17 protein-coding genes are annotated in these 17,866 nt (G+C 72.1%); 10 read left to right on the top strand and 7 right to left on the bottom strand.

Going from position 1 to position 17,866, the window contains the following annotated elements; translation table 11 throughout:
* Window positions 1–155: 155 nt before the first annotated feature.
* The 3 genes from ACSQ14_RS03045 to ACSQ14_RS03035 are packed head-to-tail and all read left to right on the top strand — an operon-like array spanning window position 156 to window position 2,549.
* Window positions 156–1,487: a TldD/PmbA family protein gene (locus ACSQ14_RS03045; protein ID WP_436009599.1), complete on the top strand. Its 1,332-nt coding sequence runs from the start codon at window positions 156–158 to the stop codon at window positions 1,485–1,487.
* Window positions 1,488–1,495: 8 nt separating this feature from the next.
* Window positions 1,496–2,275, top strand: a complete 780-nt coding sequence (locus ACSQ14_RS03040; RefSeq protein WP_436009597.1) for a 3'(2'),5'-bisphosphate nucleotidase CysQ — start codon at window positions 1,496–1,498, stop codon at window positions 2,273–2,275.
* 28 nt (window positions 2,276–2,303) lie between these two features.
* The gene (locus tag ACSQ14_RS03035) at window positions 2,304–2,549 is read left to right on the top strand and encodes a DUF4170 domain-containing protein (RefSeq protein WP_436009595.1); all 246 of its coding nucleotides are present in this window, start codon (window positions 2,304–2,306) and stop codon (window positions 2,547–2,549) included.
* 6 nt (window positions 2,550–2,555) lie between these two features.
* Here ACSQ14_RS03035 and ACSQ14_RS03030 read toward each other — a convergent pair whose 3' ends face one another.
* A complete protein-coding gene (locus ACSQ14_RS03030; protein ID WP_436009593.1) occupies window positions 2,556–2,780 on the bottom strand; it encodes a hypothetical protein in 225 nt (74 codons plus the stop codon).
* Between the two features lie 55 nt (window positions 2,781–2,835).
* Window positions 2,836–3,519, bottom strand: a complete 684-nt coding sequence (locus tag ACSQ14_RS03025) for a fused DSP-PTPase phosphatase/NAD kinase-like protein (protein ID WP_436009591.1) — start codon at window positions 3,517–3,519, stop codon at window positions 2,836–2,838.
* A 278-nt stretch (window positions 3,520–3,797) separates the two neighbouring features.
* On the opposite strand from ACSQ14_RS03025, the gene ACSQ14_RS03020 reads away from it, so the two are divergent.
* From ACSQ14_RS03020 to lpxK, 5 genes are read left to right on the top strand one after another with little or no spacing between them, the layout of a single operon-like run.
* Window positions 3,798–5,564 (top strand): ABC transporter ATP-binding protein, encoded by a 1,767-nt coding sequence (locus ACSQ14_RS03020; RefSeq protein WP_436009589.1) that lies wholly within the window; start codon window positions 3,798–3,800, stop codon window positions 5,562–5,564.
* Window positions 5,561–6,286: a lysophospholipid acyltransferase family protein gene (locus ACSQ14_RS03015; RefSeq protein WP_436009587.1), complete on the top strand. Its 726-nt coding sequence runs from the start codon at window positions 5,561–5,563 to the stop codon at window positions 6,284–6,286. Before ACSQ14_RS03020 ends, ACSQ14_RS03015 begins: the two co-directional genes overlap by 4 nt.
* A gap of 11 nt (window positions 6,287–6,297) precedes the next feature.
* Window positions 6,298–7,278: a cation diffusion facilitator family transporter gene (locus ACSQ14_RS03010; RefSeq protein ID WP_436009585.1), complete on the top strand. Its 981-nt coding sequence runs from the start codon at window positions 6,298–6,300 to the stop codon at window positions 7,276–7,278.
* Window positions 7,275–8,543, top strand: a complete 1,269-nt coding sequence (locus ACSQ14_RS03005) for a 3-deoxy-D-manno-octulosonic acid transferase (protein ID WP_436009583.1) — start codon at window positions 7,275–7,277, stop codon at window positions 8,541–8,543. Before ACSQ14_RS03010 ends, ACSQ14_RS03005 begins: the two co-directional genes overlap by 4 nt.
* Window positions 8,540–9,562, top strand: coding sequence for a tetraacyldisaccharide 4'-kinase (lpxK, locus tag ACSQ14_RS03000; RefSeq protein ID WP_436009581.1), 1,023 nt, complete (start codon window positions 8,540–8,542; stop codon window positions 9,560–9,562). The genes ACSQ14_RS03005 and lpxK overlap by 4 nt, the downstream gene beginning before the upstream one ends.
* Here the strand turns inward: lpxK and ACSQ14_RS02995 are convergent.
* The 5 genes from ACSQ14_RS02995 to ACSQ14_RS02975 form a co-directional block, all read right to left on the bottom strand.
* Window positions 9,546–10,046 carry a helix-turn-helix domain-containing protein gene (locus ACSQ14_RS02995; RefSeq protein ID WP_436009579.1) on the bottom strand — a complete coding sequence of 167 codons (501 nt, stop codon included), beginning with the start codon at window positions 10,044–10,046 and terminating at the stop codon, window positions 9,546–9,548. The genes lpxK and ACSQ14_RS02995 overlap by 17 nt on opposite strands.
* A gap of 231 nt (window positions 10,047–10,277) precedes the next feature.
* Window positions 10,278–11,549, bottom strand: a complete 1,272-nt coding sequence (gene purD, locus ACSQ14_RS02990; protein WP_436009577.1) for a phosphoribosylamine--glycine ligase — start codon at window positions 11,547–11,549, stop codon at window positions 10,278–10,280.
* Window positions 11,550–11,734: 185 nt separating this feature from the next.
* Entirely contained in the window at window positions 11,735–12,424 is a 690-nt protein-coding gene (phoB, locus tag ACSQ14_RS02985) for a phosphate regulon transcriptional regulator PhoB (protein WP_436009575.1), read from the bottom strand.
* A gap of 16 nt (window positions 12,425–12,440) precedes the next feature.
* Window positions 12,441–13,136, bottom strand: coding sequence for a phosphate signaling complex protein PhoU (phoU, locus tag ACSQ14_RS02980; RefSeq protein WP_436009573.1), 696 nt, complete (start codon window positions 13,134–13,136; stop codon window positions 12,441–12,443).
* A 58-nt stretch (window positions 13,137–13,194) separates the two neighbouring features.
* The gene (locus ACSQ14_RS02975) at window positions 13,195–14,610 is read right to left on the bottom strand and encodes a sensor histidine kinase (RefSeq protein ID WP_436009571.1); all 1,416 of its coding nucleotides are present in this window, start codon (window positions 14,608–14,610) and stop codon (window positions 13,195–13,197) included.
* A gap of 136 nt (window positions 14,611–14,746) precedes the next feature.
* Here ACSQ14_RS02975 and ACSQ14_RS02970 point away from each other — a divergent pair, with 136 nt between their 5' ends.
* A complete protein-coding gene (locus ACSQ14_RS02970) occupies window positions 14,747–15,397 on the top strand; it encodes a sensor histidine kinase (protein ID WP_436009569.1) in 651 nt (216 codons plus the stop codon).
* A gap of 111 nt (window positions 15,398–15,508) precedes the next feature.
* Complete coding sequence (locus ACSQ14_RS02965) at window positions 15,509–17,791, top strand: tetratricopeptide repeat protein (RefSeq protein WP_436009567.1); 2,283 nt, start codon at window positions 15,509–15,511, stop codon at window positions 17,789–17,791.
* Window positions 17,792–17,866 lie beyond the last annotated feature (75 nt).

Genomic DNA, 17,866 nt, shown 5'->3' with positions numbered 1-17,866 from the left:
CTTCAGCCGCCGCGCTCGCGATCGATGACCCGGACCGGTCTGCGGCGACGCCCTGCGCGTTACCTGGGTCCCGACCTTCGCCGGGATGAGCGGAAGACGGGAGCATCTGATTCGCTGAACTTGCCCCCGCCCCTCCGCTCCGCCATATCCGAGGGATGGACGAAAATCTGCTGCAAGACGTCGTCGCCGCCGCCCTCAAGGCCGGCGCCGACGCGGCCGAGGCCGTGGGCGCCGAGCGCCGCGCGCTTTCCATCGGCGTGCGCCTGGGCGAACTGGAAGAGGTCGAGCGCGAGGAATCGCGCGACCTCGGCCTGCGCGTCTTCGTCGGCCGCCGGCAGGCCAGCGTCTCCGGCTCGGACATCAGTTCCGAGGCCCGCGCCAAGCTGATCGAGCGCGCCGTCGCCATGGCCCGGCTGGCCCCGGAGGATCCCTACGCCAGCCTCGCCGACCCGGAGCGGCTGGCCCGCGGCCCGCTCGCCGACCTCGACCTCTACGACCCCAGCGAGCCGAGCGCCGAGGCGCTGGAGGCCCGCGCCCGCACCGCCGAGGCCGCCGCCCGCGCGGCGCCGAAGGTGACCAACTCCGACGGCGGCTCGGCCTCCTGGTCGGCCGCGCAGTGGACCATGGTGACCAGCGGCGGCTTCACCGGGGTGCACCGCGCCTCCGGCTTTTCGCTGGGCGCCTCGGCGATCGCCGGCGACGAGAACGGCATGGAGAACGGCTACGACGGCCGCTCGACCCGCTGGGAGGCCGACCTGCCCTCGGCGGAGTCGATCGGCGCCGAGGCCGGCCGCCGCGCCGCCAGCCGCCTGGGCGCGCGCAAGATCGCCTCGACCACCGCCCCGGTGATCTTCGAGAACCGCCTCGCCGCCTCGCTGATGGGGCCGCTGATCGGCGCCATCTCCGGCCCGTCGATCGCCCGCGGCGCCTCGTTCCTGAAGGACAAGCTCGGCCAGCAGGTGTTCGCCAAGGGGATCAACATCGTCGACGACCCCCACCGGCTGCGCGGCCTGGGCTCGAGCCCGTTCGACGACGAAGGCGTCGCCAACCAGCGCACCGCGATCATCGACGACGGGGTGCTGACCACCTGGCTGCTGAACACCGCCGCGGCGCGCCAGCTCGGCCTGGAGACCACCGGCCACGCCTCGCGCGGGCTGGCCGGCCCGCCGGGCGTGTCGCCGTCGAACCTGACCTTCGAGCCCGGCGAACAGGACCAGGCGGCGTTGATGCGCGACGCCGGCGCCGGCCTGCTGGTGACCTCGATGTTCGGCCCGTCGCTGAACGGCAACACCGGCGATTGGTCGGTCGGCTGTTCGGGCTTCTGGTTCGAGGCCGGCGAGATCGCCTATCCGGTCACCGAGATCACCGTCGCCGGCAACCTGATCGAGGTGTTCGGCCGAATCGTGCCGGGCGCCGACCTGGAGATCCGCGGCGCGTCGAATTCGCCGTCGCTGCTGATCGACAGCCTCGCCATCGCCGGTCGGTGACGCCGGGCTTGGGCGACGACCTCACCCTCATCGTGGAGGCCGCCCGGGCGGCCGGCGAGCTGGCCACCGGCCTGCGCGACGACGGCCTGACCGTCGACTTCAAGGCCGGCGACTCGCCGGTCACCAACGCCGACTTCGCCGCCGACGCGCTGCTGAAGGCGACGCTGCGCGGGGCGCGGCCGGACTACGCCTGGCTGTCGGAGGAGACCGCCGATGATCCGGCCCGGCTGGCGGCCCGCCGGGTGTTCGTCGTCGATCCGATCGACGGCACCCGCGCCTTCGCCGCCGGCGAGCCTTTCTGGACCGTCTGCGTCGCGGTCGTCGAGGACGGCCGGCCGATCGCCGCCGCCGTCGTCGCCCCGCAGCTGCAGGAAGCCTATGCCGCCGCGGTCGGGGCGGGCGCCACGCTGAACGGCCGACCGATCCACGCCAGCGCCGCGACGGCGATCGCCGACTGCCGGATGATCGCCCACCCGGCGATGTTCGCGCACGAAGCCTGGCGGGAGCGCTGGCCGGACATGCGGATCGCCCGGCGCAACTCCACCGCCTACCGCCTGTGCCTGGTCGCCGCCGGCGCCGCCGACGCGACGGTGACCTTCGCCAGCAAGCACGACTGGGACCTGGCGGCCGCCGACCTCATCGCCAGCGAGGCCGGATGCTTTGTCGGCGATCACACCGGACGGCCATTTGCCTACAATCGCAGCAAGCCCATACAGTCCAGCTTGGTGTGCGCCGCCCCGTCCCTCGCTCCGTTGATCCTGGAACGGGTCCGGCATATCGCGCTTTGATTCAGTTCAAGCCCCCGAAAGGTGAGCCATGCCCGACAAACAACTCCTGCACCTGGTGATCGGCGGCGAGTTGAAGTCGCTGGAGGGCCCGCCGGAGTTCCGCGACCCGTCAAAGGTCGATTTTGTCGGCGCCTACCCGACCTACAACGCCGCGGTCAGCGCCTGGCGCAGCAAGGCCCAGGAGACCGTCGACAACGCGCTGATGCGCTATTTCGTGATCCATGCGCACCGGCTGCTGGACCCCGCGGTCCACGGGGATGACCACGCCCACTGAGGGGCGTCAGGCCCGTCGACGTCGGGCCAGCTGATCGATCAGCTGGCCGTCGCACCAGACCTCGACAAAGCTGCAGCTCAGGTGCTCACGCAACAGCGCCTCGGCGCAGCGGCGCACGTCCAGCGAACTGTCGGCGGGAACGAGGTCTACGACCGAGGCGACGCCGTCCGGCCGCACGCCCAACAACGTGTAGAAAACGTCCGGCAGCTCATGGAGGGCGGTGTTGTCCACGCTTCACCGTGGCACGCCGCCAACCTGGCGTCGGTCGCCTGGACGACCTTGCCGATCACTCCCGCTTGAGCAGGCCTTCGGTGAGCACCCGGCCCCACATCTGCGAGCGGAACTGGGCCTTCATGCCGGCCGGGTCGTACATCGGGCTCTGCACCCACTCGAGGAACGACATCCCCGCCGGCTCGCCCTCGGCGAGGTAGCGCTCGAAGGTGTAGTCGAGCACGCCGCACTTGCCCTGCTTTACGTGCAGGTAGCGCAGGTGCAGCTGCTCGAGCGCCTCGCGGATCGTCTTGCCCTTGCGGAAGTGCATGTAGAACACGCTCATGATGCCGGCCCGGTCCGCCCCGGACTTGCAGTGCATCAGCGCCGGATAGGCGATGCTCTCGAACAGCCGCTGGGCGCCCAGCACCCGCTCGCGGCTCGGCACCTCGCGCGAGGTGATGGTGAAGTCGACCATCTCCAGGCCGTGGCGCTCGCAGGCGTCCTTCTCCAGCGCGTGGAAGGCGGCGTCGAAGCCGCCGCGCAGGTTGATCACCGTGCGGACGCCGCGCTGCTTCCAGGCGGCCAGTTGGTGCGGCCACGGCTGGTTGGTGCGCACCAGTTCGTCGGAGATCCAGTGGGCGTTCTGGAAGCCCAGCCGCAGATAGGCGTGGTCCTTCCAGAGATAGTCGCCGTAGGCCTTCAGCTTCCCGCCAGGGGTCGACAGGTCGTATCCATTGATGACGGGCTCGGCGCTCATGCGCCCTAACTAGGGGGTCGGGACGGATTTCGGAAGCGACCGCGACGTCAGGTCCCCCCACACCCGAACTGTCATCCCGGTTTTGGCGCGGAGCGCCGAAGACCGGGATCCAAGAACACGGCGTTGCGTGGAGAAGCGCGGCTATCGCCGCGGGCGTCCGGCGAGCTGCGGTGTTCTTGGGTCCCGGACATGCGCTGCGCGCATTCCGGGAAGACACTGCCGGTCGCGCGACCGGCCGCCGGCTTGACTTGTCGCGCGCATCGGACGACCCCTCGGCCATGAGCGAGCCCGCCCTGCCCGAGCTTTCGGCCCGCGCCCTCATGGGGCGGGTGGCGCGGATCTATCTGAAGCCGCGCTGGAAAGGCTTCGCCGGCGCCCTGGTGGCGGCGGTGTTCGTCGCCGGCTTCTCGGCCTGGCTGGTGCAGATCCTCAGGCCGGCGACCGACCAGCTGCTGGTGGCGCATGCGCCGGGCGCGCTGATCGTGCTGCCGATCACTATCGCCCTGCTGGCGCTCGGCCGCACCCTCGCCCAGGTCACCCAGGCGACGCTGATGAACCGCATCGGCAACGGCGTGGTCGGCGACATCCAGCTGCAGCTGTTCGGCCGGCTGGTGCGCGCCGACCTCGGCCACCTGCGCAACCAGCACTCGGGCTCCTACGTCGCCTCGGTGCTCTACGACGCCGGGCTGATCCGCGAGGCGGCGACCTCCGGCGTGGTCAACTACACCCAGCACTTCCTGACCGTCGCCGGCGCGGTGGCGGTGATGTTCTACAACGACTGGCTGCTGTCGCTGGTGCTGCTGGTCGCCGCCCCCGTGGCCAGCGGGATCATGCGGCGGTTCTCCAAGCAGACCACCAAGGCCGCGAAGGGCGCGATGGCCGAGACCTCGGCCCTGTCGACCGCGATCATGGAGAGCCTCGACGGCGTCCGGGTGGTGAAGATCGAGAACCGCGAGGCCTTCGAGGAGGGCCGCGTCGCCGAGGTGGTGCGCCGGCGCGAGAAGTTCCTGGTCAAGGGCGCCAACGCCCGCGCCCGCGCCGCCCCGGCCACCGAACTCTTGATGACCCTGATCATGGCGGTCGTCTTCGCCTACGCCGGCTGGCGCTCGCAGCACGGCGGCATGAGCGCCGGGGCCTTCATCTCCTTCGTCGCGGCGCTGGGCATGGGCTCGCAGTCGCTGCGGCAGTTGGCCAACCTGCAGACCGTGTTCGCCGAGGGCATGTCGGCGGCGCAACGGCTGTTCGCCGCGCTCGACGTCGAGCCGGAGATCGGCGACGCGCCCGACGCCACGGCGCTCGGGCGGGCGAACGGCGACCTCGCCTTCGACCAGGTCGGCTTCGCTTACGGAACCGACGGCCCGGCGGCGCTGCGCGACGTGACGCTGCAGGTGCGCCGCGGCGAGACCGTGGCCCTGGTCGGCCCCTCCGGCGGCGGCAAGACCACCCTGCTCAACCTGATCCCGCGCTTCTACGACGCGACCCTGGGCCGGGTGCTGCTCGACGGCCATGACGTGCGCGCGGTGACCCTGGCCTCGCTGCGCCGGCAGATCGCCCTGGTCACCCAGGAGCCGTTTCTGTTCGACGACACCATCCGCGCCAACATCGCCTACGCCCGGCCGGAGGCGAGCCAGGCGGAGATCGAGGCGGCGGCCCGGGCGGCGGCGGCGCACGACTTCATCACCGACCTGCCGGCCGGCTACGAGACCAGCGTCGGCGAGGCCGGCGCGCGGCTGTCCGGCGGCCAGCGCCAGCGGATCGCCATCGCCCGCGCCTTCCTCAAGGACGCGCCGATCCTGCTGCTCGACGAGGCGACCAGCGCGCTCGACACCGAGAGCGAGGCCCAGGTCCAGGCGGCGCTGAAGCGGCTGATGGCCGGACGCACCACCCTGCTGATCGCCCACCGGCTGTCGACCGTGCGCGGCGCCGACCGCATCTACGTCATCGACAAGGGCCGGGTCGTCGAGACCGGCGACCACGACAGCCTGGTGCGCCAGGGCGGTCTCTATGCGCGGCTCGCCCGCAGCCAGGATCTGGAGGCGGTTTGAAGAACGTCCTGCGCAACGACGGCGTCCAGGCCGCGCTGGGCTGGGTGCTGGGAACCTATCTGCGCGTGATCCTGCGCACGGTCCGCTGGCGCCATGAGAACGTCGAATGCGTCGAGCCGGTGCTGGCCGGCGACAGCGGCGCGATCGCGCTGTTCTGGCACGGCCGCATTCCGCTGTGCCTGGCGACTGCGCCGCAGTGGTGGCGCAAGCGCACGCGCGCCTTCGTCAGCCCGTCGGCGGACGGCGAGTTCATCGCCCAGGCGCTGGCCATGTCCGGCTTCCCGGCGATCCGCATCTCCTCGGCCAAGAAGGGCGACGCGGCCAAGGCGCGCCAGGCGGTGGCGGCGATCCGCGAGGCGGTGACCTGGGTCGCCGACGGCGGCGCGCTGGTAGTCACCCCCGACGGGCCGCGCGGCCCGAACGAGATCATCGCCCCCGGCGCGCTGCAGATCGCCCGCCGCTCCGGCCAGCCGGTGTTCCTGATGGGCATCGCCGCCAACCCGGCGACGCAGCTGAAAAAGACCTGGGACAAGGTGATGTTCGCCGCCCCGTTCGGCCGTGGCGCGGTCGTCTGGGAGGGTCCGCTGCACGTGCCCGCCGAGGCCGATGAGGCGGCGATCGCCGCCCTGGTCGAGGACTGGTCGGCCCGGCTGTCGGCCGTCACCCGCCGCGCCGAGGCGCTGGTCGGCCGCACGCCCGTTGATCCCCACGCGCCCGGGTGAGACATAGGCCCATGGCCCACGCCCATCCGCATGATCACGACCATGATCACGACCACGATCATGCGCATGCCGCTGGCCACAGCCACGGGCCCGGGCATCACCATCATCACCTGCCCACCGACGGCATGAACCGGGCGTTCGCCATCGGGGTGGTGCTGAACTCGCTGTTCGTGCTGGCCGAAGCCGTCGCCGGGCTGTGGGCCGGCTCGCTGTCGCTGCTGGCCGACGCCGGCCATAACCTCTCCGACGTGCTGGCGCTGATCCTGGCCTGGGGCGCGGCGACCCTGGCCAAGCGCGCGCCGACCGGCCGGCGCACCTACGGCCTGCGCAAGAGCACCATCCTCGCCTCCCTCGCCAACGGCGTGCTGCTGATGGTGGCGGTCGGCGCGATCGTCTCGGAATCGATCCGCCGGCTCTCGGCCCCGGCCGCCGTCGACACCAACATCGTCATGCTGACCGCGGGGATCGGCGTGCTGATCAACACCGCCACCGCCATGCTGTTCTTCCGCGGCAGCCACAATGACCTGAACGTCCGCGGCGCCTTCCTGCACATGGCCGGCGACGCCGCCGTCTCGGTGGCCGTGGTGATCGGCGCCTTCGTGATGGCCCGCACCGGCATTCTGTGGGTCGACCCGGCGCTCAGCCTGGCGATCGCCGCCTTCATCCTGGTGGCGACCTGGGGGCTGCTGAAGGAGTCAATCGATCTGACGCTCGACGCCGCGCCGAAGGAGATCGACGTCGCGGCGGTTCGCGACTGGCTGGCCGCCCAGCCCGGCGTGGTCGAGCTGCATGACCTGCACATCTGGGCGATGAGCACCACCGAGACGGCGTTGACCGTCCACCTGATCCGCCCGGACATCAGCGACAACGACGCCTTCCTGCACGCGCTGTGCGACGGCCTGTTGCAACGCTTCAACATCGGCCACGCCACGGTGCAGGTGGAGACCGACGCCGCGCACGCCTGCCGCCTCGCCCCCGCCGAGGTGGTGTGAAACACATCCTCCGGCCCCTGCCGCTGGCGCTCTACGGGGCGGCGACCGGGCTGCTCGAGCCGTTCGCGCCGCGCCTGCTCGCCAAGCGCGCCCGCGCCGGCAAGGAGGCCCCCGAGCGGATCGCCGAGCGGCTCGGACGGAGCGCCCGGCCGCGCCCCGCCGGCCGGCTGGTCTGGCTGCACGGGGTCAGCGTCGGCGAGAGCCTGTCGCTGCTGCCGCTGGTCGAAGCGCTCATGGCGCGCGGCCTGTCCGTGCTGGTCACCTCCGGCACCGTCACCTCGGCCGAGATCCTGGCCCGGCGGCTGCCGCCGGGCGCAATCCACCAGTTCGCCCCGGTCGACGCGCCCGGCGCGGTGCGACGCTTCCTCGACCACTGGCGGCCGGACGCCGGCCTGCTGGTCGAAAGCGAGCTGTGGCCGAACCTGATCCTGGCGGCCCGCGCGCGCGGCGTGCGCCTGGGCCTAATCTCCGCCCGGATCACCGCGGCCAGCGCCGCCGGCTGGGCCCGCGCGCCGCGCTCGGCCCGCGCGCTGCTGGGCGGCTTCGATCTGATCCTGCCGCAGGACGAGGCCTCGGCCGAGCGGCTGCGGCGGTTGGGTGCGCAGCCCGGGCCGCACCTGAACCTCAAACGCGCCGGCGCGCCGCCGCCGGTCGATCCGGCCGAGCTGGAGCGGCTCACCGGGTTGCTCGCCGGACGCCCGGTGGTGCTGGCCGCCAGCACCCATCCCGGCGAGGAGCCGCTGATCGCCGAGGCGTTCCGCGCGGCGCACAGCGACGCCCTGCTGATCGTCGCGCCGCGGCACCCGGAGCGCGGGGCGGAGGCGGCCGACGCCCTGGCCGCCCAGGGCCTGGCCGCCGCGCGGCGCAGCCAGGGCGCTGCACTGGCGCCGGAGGCCCAGGCCTATGTCGCCGACACGCTCGGCGAAATGGGGCTGTTCCTGCGCCTGGCCGACGTCGTGGTGATGGGCGGCAGCTTCGTTGCGGGGATCGGCGGACACAATCCGCTGGAGGCCGCCCGGCTCGGCGCGGCGATCGTCACCGGGCCGCACGTCGCCAACGCCGAGGCGCTCTACGCCGAAATGGCCGCCGAAGCCGCGGTGATCCCGGCCGCCGACGCCGCGGCGCTGGCCCGCCACATCGCCGGCCTGCTCGACCAGCCGCAGATCGCCCAGCGGCTCGGCGAGGCGGCGCTGGACTACGCCCGGCGGCAGGACGCGGCGCTCGACGCGGCCCTGCCGCTGATCGACGCGCTGGTCGGCGCATGAAGCTTTCGACCCCGCGCTGGTGGTACAGCCGCGACCGGCGGGTGATGCCGGTGACCCGCGCCGTGCTCACCCCGGTCTCCTGGATCTGGGCGGCGGTGACCGCGCGGCGCATCGCCAGGGCCACGCCGCTCGATCCCGGCGCGCCGGTGATCTGCGTCGGCAACCTGACCATGGGCGGCGTCGGCAAGACCCCGGTGGTCCGGGCGCTGGCCGAACGGCTGGCCGCGCGCGGCGTCGCGGTCCATCTGCTGTCGCGCGGCTATGGCGGCCGGCTGGAAGGCCCTGTGCGGGTCGAGCCCGATCGCCATGCCGGGGCCGACGTCGGCGACGAGCCGCTGATGCTGGCGCGCGACTTCCCGGTCTGGGTGGCGCGCGATCGCGCCGCCGGCGCACGGGCGGCGGCGGAAGCCGGGGCCGAGGTCATCATCATGGACGACGGCCACCAGAACCCGTCGGTGCTGAAGGCGCTGTCGCTGATCGTCGTCGACGGCGAGACGCGCGGCGAGGAATGGCCGTTCGGCGACGGCCGGGTGTTCCCCGCCGGGCCGCTGCGCGAGCCGCTGCGCGCCGGGCTGGCGCGGGCCGACGCCAGCCTGGTGCTGCGCCCCGCCGATCTGCCGGAGGTGGATGCGGAACTGGCCGCGGCGCTGACGGCCCGGCCGATGCTGAGCGCCCGGCTGGAGCCGGCCGAGGCCCCGCCGACCGGCCCGCAGGTCGGCTTCGCCGGCGTCGGCAAGCCCTGGAAGGTGGAGCGCGCGCTGCGCGCGGCCGGCTGCGAGCTGGCCGACTTCGCCCCCTTCCCCGATCACTTCGCCTATGACGAGGCGACGCTGCAGGCGTTGGCCGAACGCGCCGCGCAGTTCGACGCCGGCCTTGTGACCACCGAGAAGGACTGGGTGCGGCTGCCGCCGGCCTGGCGCGCGCGGGTCGTCGCCTGGCCGGTGCGAGCGGTGTTCGACGCGCCGCAGGCCGTGGACGACCTGCTGGCGCGTTTAGTGCCGGCTAGTGCTCGTAGCTGAGGACGCGCGGACGCTCGACCGCGCCTTCCGGTTCCAGATCCGACCCGGCGATGGCGCGCACCAGCTCCAGCACCTTGCGGCGCACGCGGCTGCGGCCGAGCTTGGGGAACAGGCTGGCGAGCTCGGCCCCTTCCGGGGTGAGCAGGAAGGCGTGAGCCTCCAGGTTCGGCGCGGCCGCCTCGGCCTCGAGCTCCTCGTTGGAGGCTAGGCCGACGTAGAAGTAGGCCACGCTGGTGTTCAGCGCCCGGGCGATCTCGAACAGCTTGGAGGCGCTCACCCGGTTGGCGGCGCGCTCGTACTTCTGGACCTGCTGGAAGGTGAGCCCAAGGGCCTCGGCCAGCTTCTCCTGGCTGATGCCGAGCTCCTTGCGGCGCATGCGGATGCGCAAGCCGACGTGACGGTCCACCGGATGCGGGCCGTTCAACGCGACGTCTTCCCGCCCTTCGATGTCGGGCTCGATCCCGAGGTGAGACGCCGTCTTCATATGCCTTGCTCCAACTACAACTCCGGGACGAGACCGGGGATGCCCAAACGGAGCGGTCCCGTCATCCTCTGGTTGAGACAAGCGCCTTTTTTCTGCCTCAATGAAGCAGAGCCCTACTCGTTTTGGGGGGGCGATACCCGTTTTGAGTGAGCCAAGCGGCCGCACGGGTTCGCCGAACCCGTGACGTGAGGCTTTCAGGACACGGAAAAGGCGTAGGGCGACGCCCCGGAGCTAGCGGGCGAGCGCGCGCCAGCCGATGTCGCGGCGGAAGAAGCCGTCGGCGAAGTCGATTCGGTCGATCGCCCCATAGGCGCCGGCGAGCGCCGCCTTCAGGTCCGCCCCCTTGGCGCAGACGTTCAGCACCCGACCGCCCGCAGCGCGCAGCGCGCCGTCCTCGTCGCGCGCCGTGCCGGCGTGGAAGACCACCACGTCGGGCCCGAAGTCCTGCTCCAGGCCGCGGATCTCGCCGCCGGACTTCGGCGTCTCGGGATAGCCCTTGGCGGCGACCACCACGCAGGCGGCGGCCTCGTCGCGCCAGACCGGCTGCGGCGTCTGCGCCAGCGTGCCGTTCGCGCAGGCCAGCAGGTACGGCACCAGGTCGCTCTCCAGGCGCAGCATCAGCACCTGGCATTCCGGATCGCCGAAGCGGACGTTGAACTCGACCAGTTTCGGGCCGTGCCTGGTCGCCATCAGCTCGACGAACAGCACCCCGCGATAGGGCGCGCCGTCGGCCGCGATGCCGGCGAAGGCCGGCTCCACCAGCCGGGTGCGCACCTGCTCGACCAGTTCGGGCGTGAACACCGGGGCCGGCGAATAGGTGCCCATGCCGCCGGTGTTCGGCCCCTGCTCGCCGTCGAAGGCGCGCTTGTGATCCTGGGCCCAGCCGAACAGCATCGAGTCCTTGCCGTCGCAGAGCGCGAACAGCGAGCCGATCTCGCCTTCGAGGAACTCCTCGATCACCACCCGCGCGCCGGCCGCGCCGAAGCGGCCGCCGAGCGCGTCGTCGATCGCCGCCTCGGCCTCGGCGCGGGTCGCCGCGACCACCACGCCCTTGCCGGCCGCCAGGCCGTCGGCCTTGACGACATAGGGCGGCTCGAACCGGTCGAGCGCGGCGCGCGCGGACGCCGGATCCTCGCAGATCACATAGGCCGCGGTCGGCAGGCCGTAGCGGTCGGCGAAGGCCTTGGTGAAGGCCTTGGAGGATTCCAGCTGGCCGGCCTGGGCGGTCGGGCCGAAGCAGGGCACGCCCGCGCCCTGCAGCGCGTCGGCCAGGCCCGCGGCCACCGACACTTCCGGCCCGATCACCACCAGGTCGGCGGCGATCTCGCCGGCCAGGGCGACCAGCCCGTCGACGTCGGTCGGGCCGACCTTGCGGGTCTCGCAGAGCGCGGCCATGCCGGGGTTGCCGGGCGCGGCCACCAGGCGGGTCAGAAGCGGCGACTGGGCGATCTTCCAGGCCAGGGCGTGCTCACGGCCGCCGGAGCCGACGAGTAGGATGTTCATGGCGCCGGGCTTTCGCGCGAGGGCGAGGCGGGGTCAAGCATCAACGAAACCGCTCATCCCGGCGAAGGCCGGGACCCCGTTTCAGCCCGAGCGCCAGCATAAGCGTCACGCGAGGCCTTGCGGTCAGATCCGCGCACGTCAGCTGGGTCCCGGCCTTCGCCGGGATGAGCGGGTTTAAAGGTGAACTACCGCGCCACGTCCAGCGCGTAGCCGGCGGCGCGGACGGTGCGGATCGGGTCGGCGGTCTCCGGCAGGTTCAGCGCCTTGCGCAGCCGGCCGATGTGCACGTCGACGGTGCGCGCCTCGACATAGACGTCGGAGCCCCAGACCGCGTCCAGCAGCTGCTCGCGCGACAGCACCCGGCCGGGGTGGCGCATCAGGTAGTCGAGCAGGCGGAACTCGGTCGGGCCGAGGTGGACCTCCAGTCCGGCGCGCCTCACCCGGTGGCCGACGCGGTCGATGACGATGTCGCCGATCCGCACCTCGTCCTCCGCCAGGCCGGGCCGCAGGCGGCGCAGCACGGCCCGGGCGCGGGCCGACAGCTCGCTCATCGACACCGGCTTGACCACATAGTCGTCGGCGCCGGTGTCCAGGCCGCGGATGCGGTCGCTTTCCTCGCCGCGGGCGGTGAGCATGATGATCGGCACGTTGCGGGTCTCGTTCCGCTGGCGCAGCCGCCGGCAGACCTCGATGCCGGAGATCTTCGGCAGCATCCAGTCGAGCACGATCAGGTCCGGCAGCTTCTCGTCGACCGAGACCAGCGCCTCCTCGCCGTCGCCGGCGACCCGCACCTCGTAGCCTTCCTTCTCAAGATTGTACTGGAGGAGGGTCGACAGCGCGTCCTCGTCCTCGACGATCAGAATGGTGGGGCGCACGGCGTCCGGGCTCCGCTCAGCCGCCGAAGGCGTCGGTCTTCGGACGCACCGGAGCGATCATGTCCTCGCCGGTGATCTGGTAGTAGACGATCTCGGCGATGTTGGTCGCGTGGTCGCCGATCCGCTCGAGGTTCTTGGCGACGAACAGCATGTGGGCGCAGGCGGTGATCGTCCGCGGATCGCCCATCATGTAGGTCAAGAGCTCGCGGAACAGGCTGTTGTAGTGCTCGTCGACGTCCTCGTCCTGGGACCAGACGGCCACCGCCCGCTCCAGGTCCTGCCCGGCGTAGGCGTCGAGCACGGCGGTGAGCCGTTGCACCACCAGCTTGCCCATCCGGTCGATCGAACGGGTGATCGGCGTCAGCGGGTCGGATTCGACGATCACCAGCGTCCGCTTGGCGATGTTCTTGGCGAGGTCGCCGCAGCGCTCGAGGTTGTTGGCGACCTTGATCGCCGCCACCGTCCGGCGCAGGTCGTCGGCCATCGGCTGGCGCAGGGCGATCAGCCGCAGCGCGCGGCGCTCGATGTCGCGCTCGGCCACGTCCAGCCGGTCGTCGCGGGCGACGACATTGCCGGCGAGCTCCTGGTTGCGCTTGACCACCGCGGTGATCGCATCGGCGACCTGGGCCTCGGTCAGCCCGCCCATGCGCGCGCACTCCGCCGAGAGCGCGTTGAGCTCTTCTTCGTAGGACCTGACGGTGTGCTCGGTCATTTCGGGACGATCTCCTGCGTCTCAACACCTGTGACGCGTCTGGGCGTATGCAACAGTGTCATGACACTTTCGCGACGACCTCGGCCGCTGACGCGACCTTCGCGGACGGGCGCATCGGCAGGTAGACGGTGAAGGTCGTGCCCTCGCCGACCACGCTTTCGACGGTCATGCCGCCGCGGTGGCGGTTGACGATGTGCTTGACGATGGCCAGCCCCAGGCCGGAGCCCGAGCGCTCGCCGCTCTTCTGGCCCTCGACGCGGTAGAACCGCTCGGTCAGCCGCGGCAGGTGTTCGCGCGGAATGCCCGGACCGCGATCGCTGACCCGCAGCGCGGCGTAGGTCGGCGCCGGCACGTCGGGGCCGAGCAGCGACAGGCGCGCGGCGCCCGGCCGGTAGGGGGCACTCGCCGCTTCCGGCGACAGCATCGCCTGCAGCGCCACTTCGACAACGCCCCCGTCGGGCGAATACTTCATGGCGTTGTCGACCAGGTTCTGGATCACCTGCAGCAGCTGGTCGCGATCGCCGCGCGCCCGCGCCGCGCCTTGCCGCGGCAGCTTGATCTTGAGCTTGATGCCGCGCCGTTCGGCGATCGGCGCCGACGCGTCCAGCACGTCGCTGACGCAGGCGGCGAGATCCACCTCGTCGGCCGGCGCGATGTGCTCACCCAGCTCGATCCGCGACAGCGACATCAGGTCGTCGACCAGCCGCGACATCCGCGCCGCCTGGACCTGCATGATCGACAGGAACCGCTCGCGCGCGCTGGCGTCGTCCTTGGCGTGGCCGCGCAGGGTCTCGATGAAGCCCGACAGCGAGGCAAGCGGGGTGCGCAGTTCGTGGCTGGCGTTCGCCAGGAAGTCCACGCGGGTGCGCTCGACCTGGCGGATCTCGGTCTCGTCGCGGAACACCAGCACCGCCAGCCGGCGGCCGTCCAGCGCCAGGCCGAGCGGCCGCGCATAGGTCCGCAGCGTCCGCGACTGGGCGCCGCCGCCCTCGTAGACGCACTCGGCGTCCTGCCCGGCGAACAGCGCGCGATCCACCGCGTCGAGCACGTCGGGGTCGCGGATGGCGTTCACCAGCAGCCCCTCGCCGCGCTCGATGCGCAGCAGGTCGCGCGCCGCGGCGTTGGCGAAGATGTAGCGCCGGCTGGTCAGGTCGTCCGGCTCGGTCGCGGAGACCACCAGGATCGGATCCGGCAGGGCGTTGACCAGGCTGGCGAAGGGCGGCTGCTCGCCGGCGCGGCTCGCCGCGGCCCGCATCAGCTCGCGATAGCGCGCCTCGCCCGAACGGTCGGCGGCGAAGACGCAGATCGCGGTCGCCGCGGCCACCGCCGCGCCGGCGGCGATCGCCGTCAGCGGGTCGAGCCGTGCGGCCAGGGCCACAGCCACGATCGCCAGCACCCCGACCGCGCCGGCGGCCATGATCGGCCAGGCGGTCGACGAGGTGGAGCGAATCGGATCGGGCGGCGTGGTGGACAACAGAATCTCCCGCGGCGAAAGCATCGAGCATCCTCACGGGTGTGTCACGGCCATGACAACGCGCCCTTTCCGGGTGTCTGGAACCAAGCCGACGGCGTATCGTTGGTCGACGGGGTAATCCAGGCTGGACAAGGCGATGGCTGAAGCTCCCGACCGCGGCGAGCTCACGCAGGCCCAGACGATCGCGGCGCTGCAAGCCGCGCTTGAGGCCGAGCGTGTGAGATCGCGGGAAATCGACCACCGCGCCAAGAACAGCCTGCAGCTCGTCGCCTCGCTGCTATTGCTGCAGAGCAAGCGCAGCAAGGAGCCGGAGACCCAGCGCACGCTCAAGGCCATGCATCAGCGGCTGGGCGCCGTCGCCGCGGTGCACCGCGACATCCTCACCGCCGAGCGGCCGGAGGCCTTCGACTTCACCCAGTTCGTCCGCGAGCACCTGACGGCGCTGACCGAGAGCCACGAGGGCGCGGCGGTGCGGCTGGCGCTGGATCCCGTCGAGGTGCGGGCGGCTCACGCCTGCCCGCTCGCGCTGATCGTCAACGAGCTGGCGATGAACGCGCTGACCCATGGCGCAGGCGGGCCGAGCGGGACGGCGGTGTCGCTCGATCTGAAGTCGGCCGACGGCGGCTTCCGGCTGACCGTGCAGGACGACGGGGCCGGCCGGCCGCCGGAACCGGCGGAGAGCGGCTTCGGCCTGACCATGGTCAAGCTCCTGGCGCAGCAGGTCGGCGCCAGCTTTACGCTGGAGCCCGCGCAACCGGGCGTGCGGGCGGTCGTCACCGCGCCTTGAGCTTTTCGCCTGCCGCCCGTCGCGCCAGGCGCGGCCACCTAGCCACGGACAGCGCTGCGGCTTAAGGCTCGAAGCGAATGCGCCTGTGCGGCGCGCGCGGAACCTTGAGGCATGAGCGATCGATTGGCGGCGGCGCAGGCGGCGCTCAACGCGGGCCGGACGGCGGAGGCCATCGAGCACCTCACCGCCGCGCTCGAGGAGAACCCGGCCCGGCCCGTCGCGGTCTATCGCGCGCTGCTGCTGCAGCTCTACCGGGCGGGCCGCTTCGAGGATGGCGTCCGTTGGGCCGAGCAGGCCCGCCGGCAGCTGCCGCGCGAATCCGATCTCGCCAACCTGCACGGGGTCATGCTGCGCCGGCTGAACCGCCTCGAGGCGGCGCTGGCGGCGCTCGACGAGGCGGTGCGCCTGGCCCCGAAGGACGACGCCCCGCAGGTCAACCGCTGCAACGTGCTGCTGGACCTCCGGCAGGGCGCCAAGGCCGAGGAAGGCCTGACCCGGCTGATCCGCCAGCAGCCGCGCAACGCCGAGCTGCAGCGCCAGCTCGGGCGGGCGCTGATGCTGCAGGGCAAGACCGACCAGGCCCTGGTGCGCCTGCGCCAGGCGGTGGCCCTGCAGAAGACCTCGATCGACGCCTGGCTCGACCTGTCCGGCGCGCTGAGCGAGCAGCACCGCACCAAGCAGGCCGAGGACGTGCTGGACAAGGCGCTCGCCGCCAATCCGGGCGAGCCGCGGCTGGTCGAGGCCCGCGCCATCGTGCTGCGCCGCGCCGGCCAGTTCCGCGCGGCCGCGGCCTATCTGGAAAGTCTGCTCGCGCAGTATGGGCAGGCGGCGTGGCTGCACTATCAGCTGGGCGTGACGCTCGGCGAATACGACCGGCCGACCGGCAACCTGCACCTGCGCCGCGCCGTCGAGCTGGCTCCGGACAACCAGGAATACCTCGTCGCGCTGGTCGAGAGCCTGGAGCGCACCCGCGCCGGCGACGAAGGCGCCAACATCGAGGAAGCCTACCAGCTGGCCAAGGCCGGCCTGATCCACGCCGGGGAGATCCGCGATTCCGGCGCGAAGAAGATCCTCTACGAGGTGCTGCAGCGGGTGGCCGACTTCGACGCCCTGCCGATGGTCGGCGATTTCCGCACCCGCGGCCGCGCCTGGGCCGAAAGCGGCCGCCATGCGGCGCTGATGAAGCAGCTGTCGGCGGTGGAGGCGCCCGAGGATCGCGAGGAGCTGCTCGAACAACACCGCATCTGGGGCCGCAAAGTCGAGGCCCGGGCCGCCGAGACGCCGCTGCGTCGGCCGAAGCCGCGCGCCGGCGACGGCCGGATCCGGCTGGGCCTGATGTCGTCGGACCTGCGCCGCCACCCGGTCGGCTACTTCGCCATGCCGCTGTTCGAACAGGTCGACCCGCGCTTCGACCTCTACTGCTACTCCTACTACCAGGGCGCCGAGGACGAGGTGCAGAGGGCGATGGCCGCGCGCGCCACGGCCTTCCGCTGGAATCCGGAGATCGGCCCGCGCGAGGCCGCCCAGGTGATCGCCGACGATCAGCTCGACCTGCTGATCGAGCTCGGCGGCTCGACCTTCATGAACAAGCTCGACGTGATGGCCTACCGGCCCGCCGCCAAGCAGGCGAGCTGGCTCGGCTATCCGCACTCGGCCGGGCTGTCGACGATCGACTACCTGGTGGTCGATCCCTACGTGATGCCGGAGAAGCCGGGCTTGATCTCCGAGCAGCCGCTGATGCTGCCGCACGCCTGGTACCCGCTGGGCGCCTTCCACTTCCGTCCCGAGCCGGCCGCCGCCCCGCAGCCGCCGGTCGCGCGCAACGGCTACGTGACCTTCGGCACCGCCAACAATCCGCAGAAGTACAACGCCCAGGTCGTCGCCACCTGGGCCCGGGTGATGCGCGAGACGCCGAATTCGCGCTTCCTGTTCATCCGGCCCGAGGGCGCCGCGCCGTCGTTCCGGCGGCACCTCTGCGCCATCTTCGAGGCCGCCGGCGTGGCCGCCGACCGGATCCTGTTCGAGCCGGTGCGCGGGGCGCACCTGCCGCACTACAACCGCATGGACATCAGCCTCGACTGCTTCCCGCAGACCGGCGGCACCACGACCTGCGAGTCGCTGTGGATGGGCGCGCCCTGCGTCACCCTGGTCGGCGACGGCGTCTTCGAGCGGCTCAGCTATTCGACGCTGATGAACCTCGGCCTGCCGGAGCTGTGCGCGCGCAGCGTCGACGACTACGTCGCGATCGCCGCCGGCCTGGCCGCCGACCCGGCCCGCATCGCCGAGCTGCGCGCCAGCCTGCGCGGACGCATGCAGGCCAGCCCGCTCGGCCAGACCGACGCCTGGGCGCGCGACTTCTACGCGGCCGTGGCGCGGACGCTGGAGGCGGCTTAGGGGCCGAACGCCCCCTCAGTCAGCTTCGCTGACAGCTCCTCCCCTGCGAAGCGGGGGTGGTGGATCGGCGCACAG

This window comes from Phenylobacterium sp. LjRoot219 (assembly GCF_964252995.1).
In the GTDB taxonomy this organism is placed as follows: domain Bacteria; phylum Pseudomonadota; class Alphaproteobacteria; order Caulobacterales; family Caulobacteraceae; genus Phenylobacterium.
Note: the sequence above shows the minus strand (reverse complement) of the source record. Positions and strands in the feature narration are given on the sequence as shown.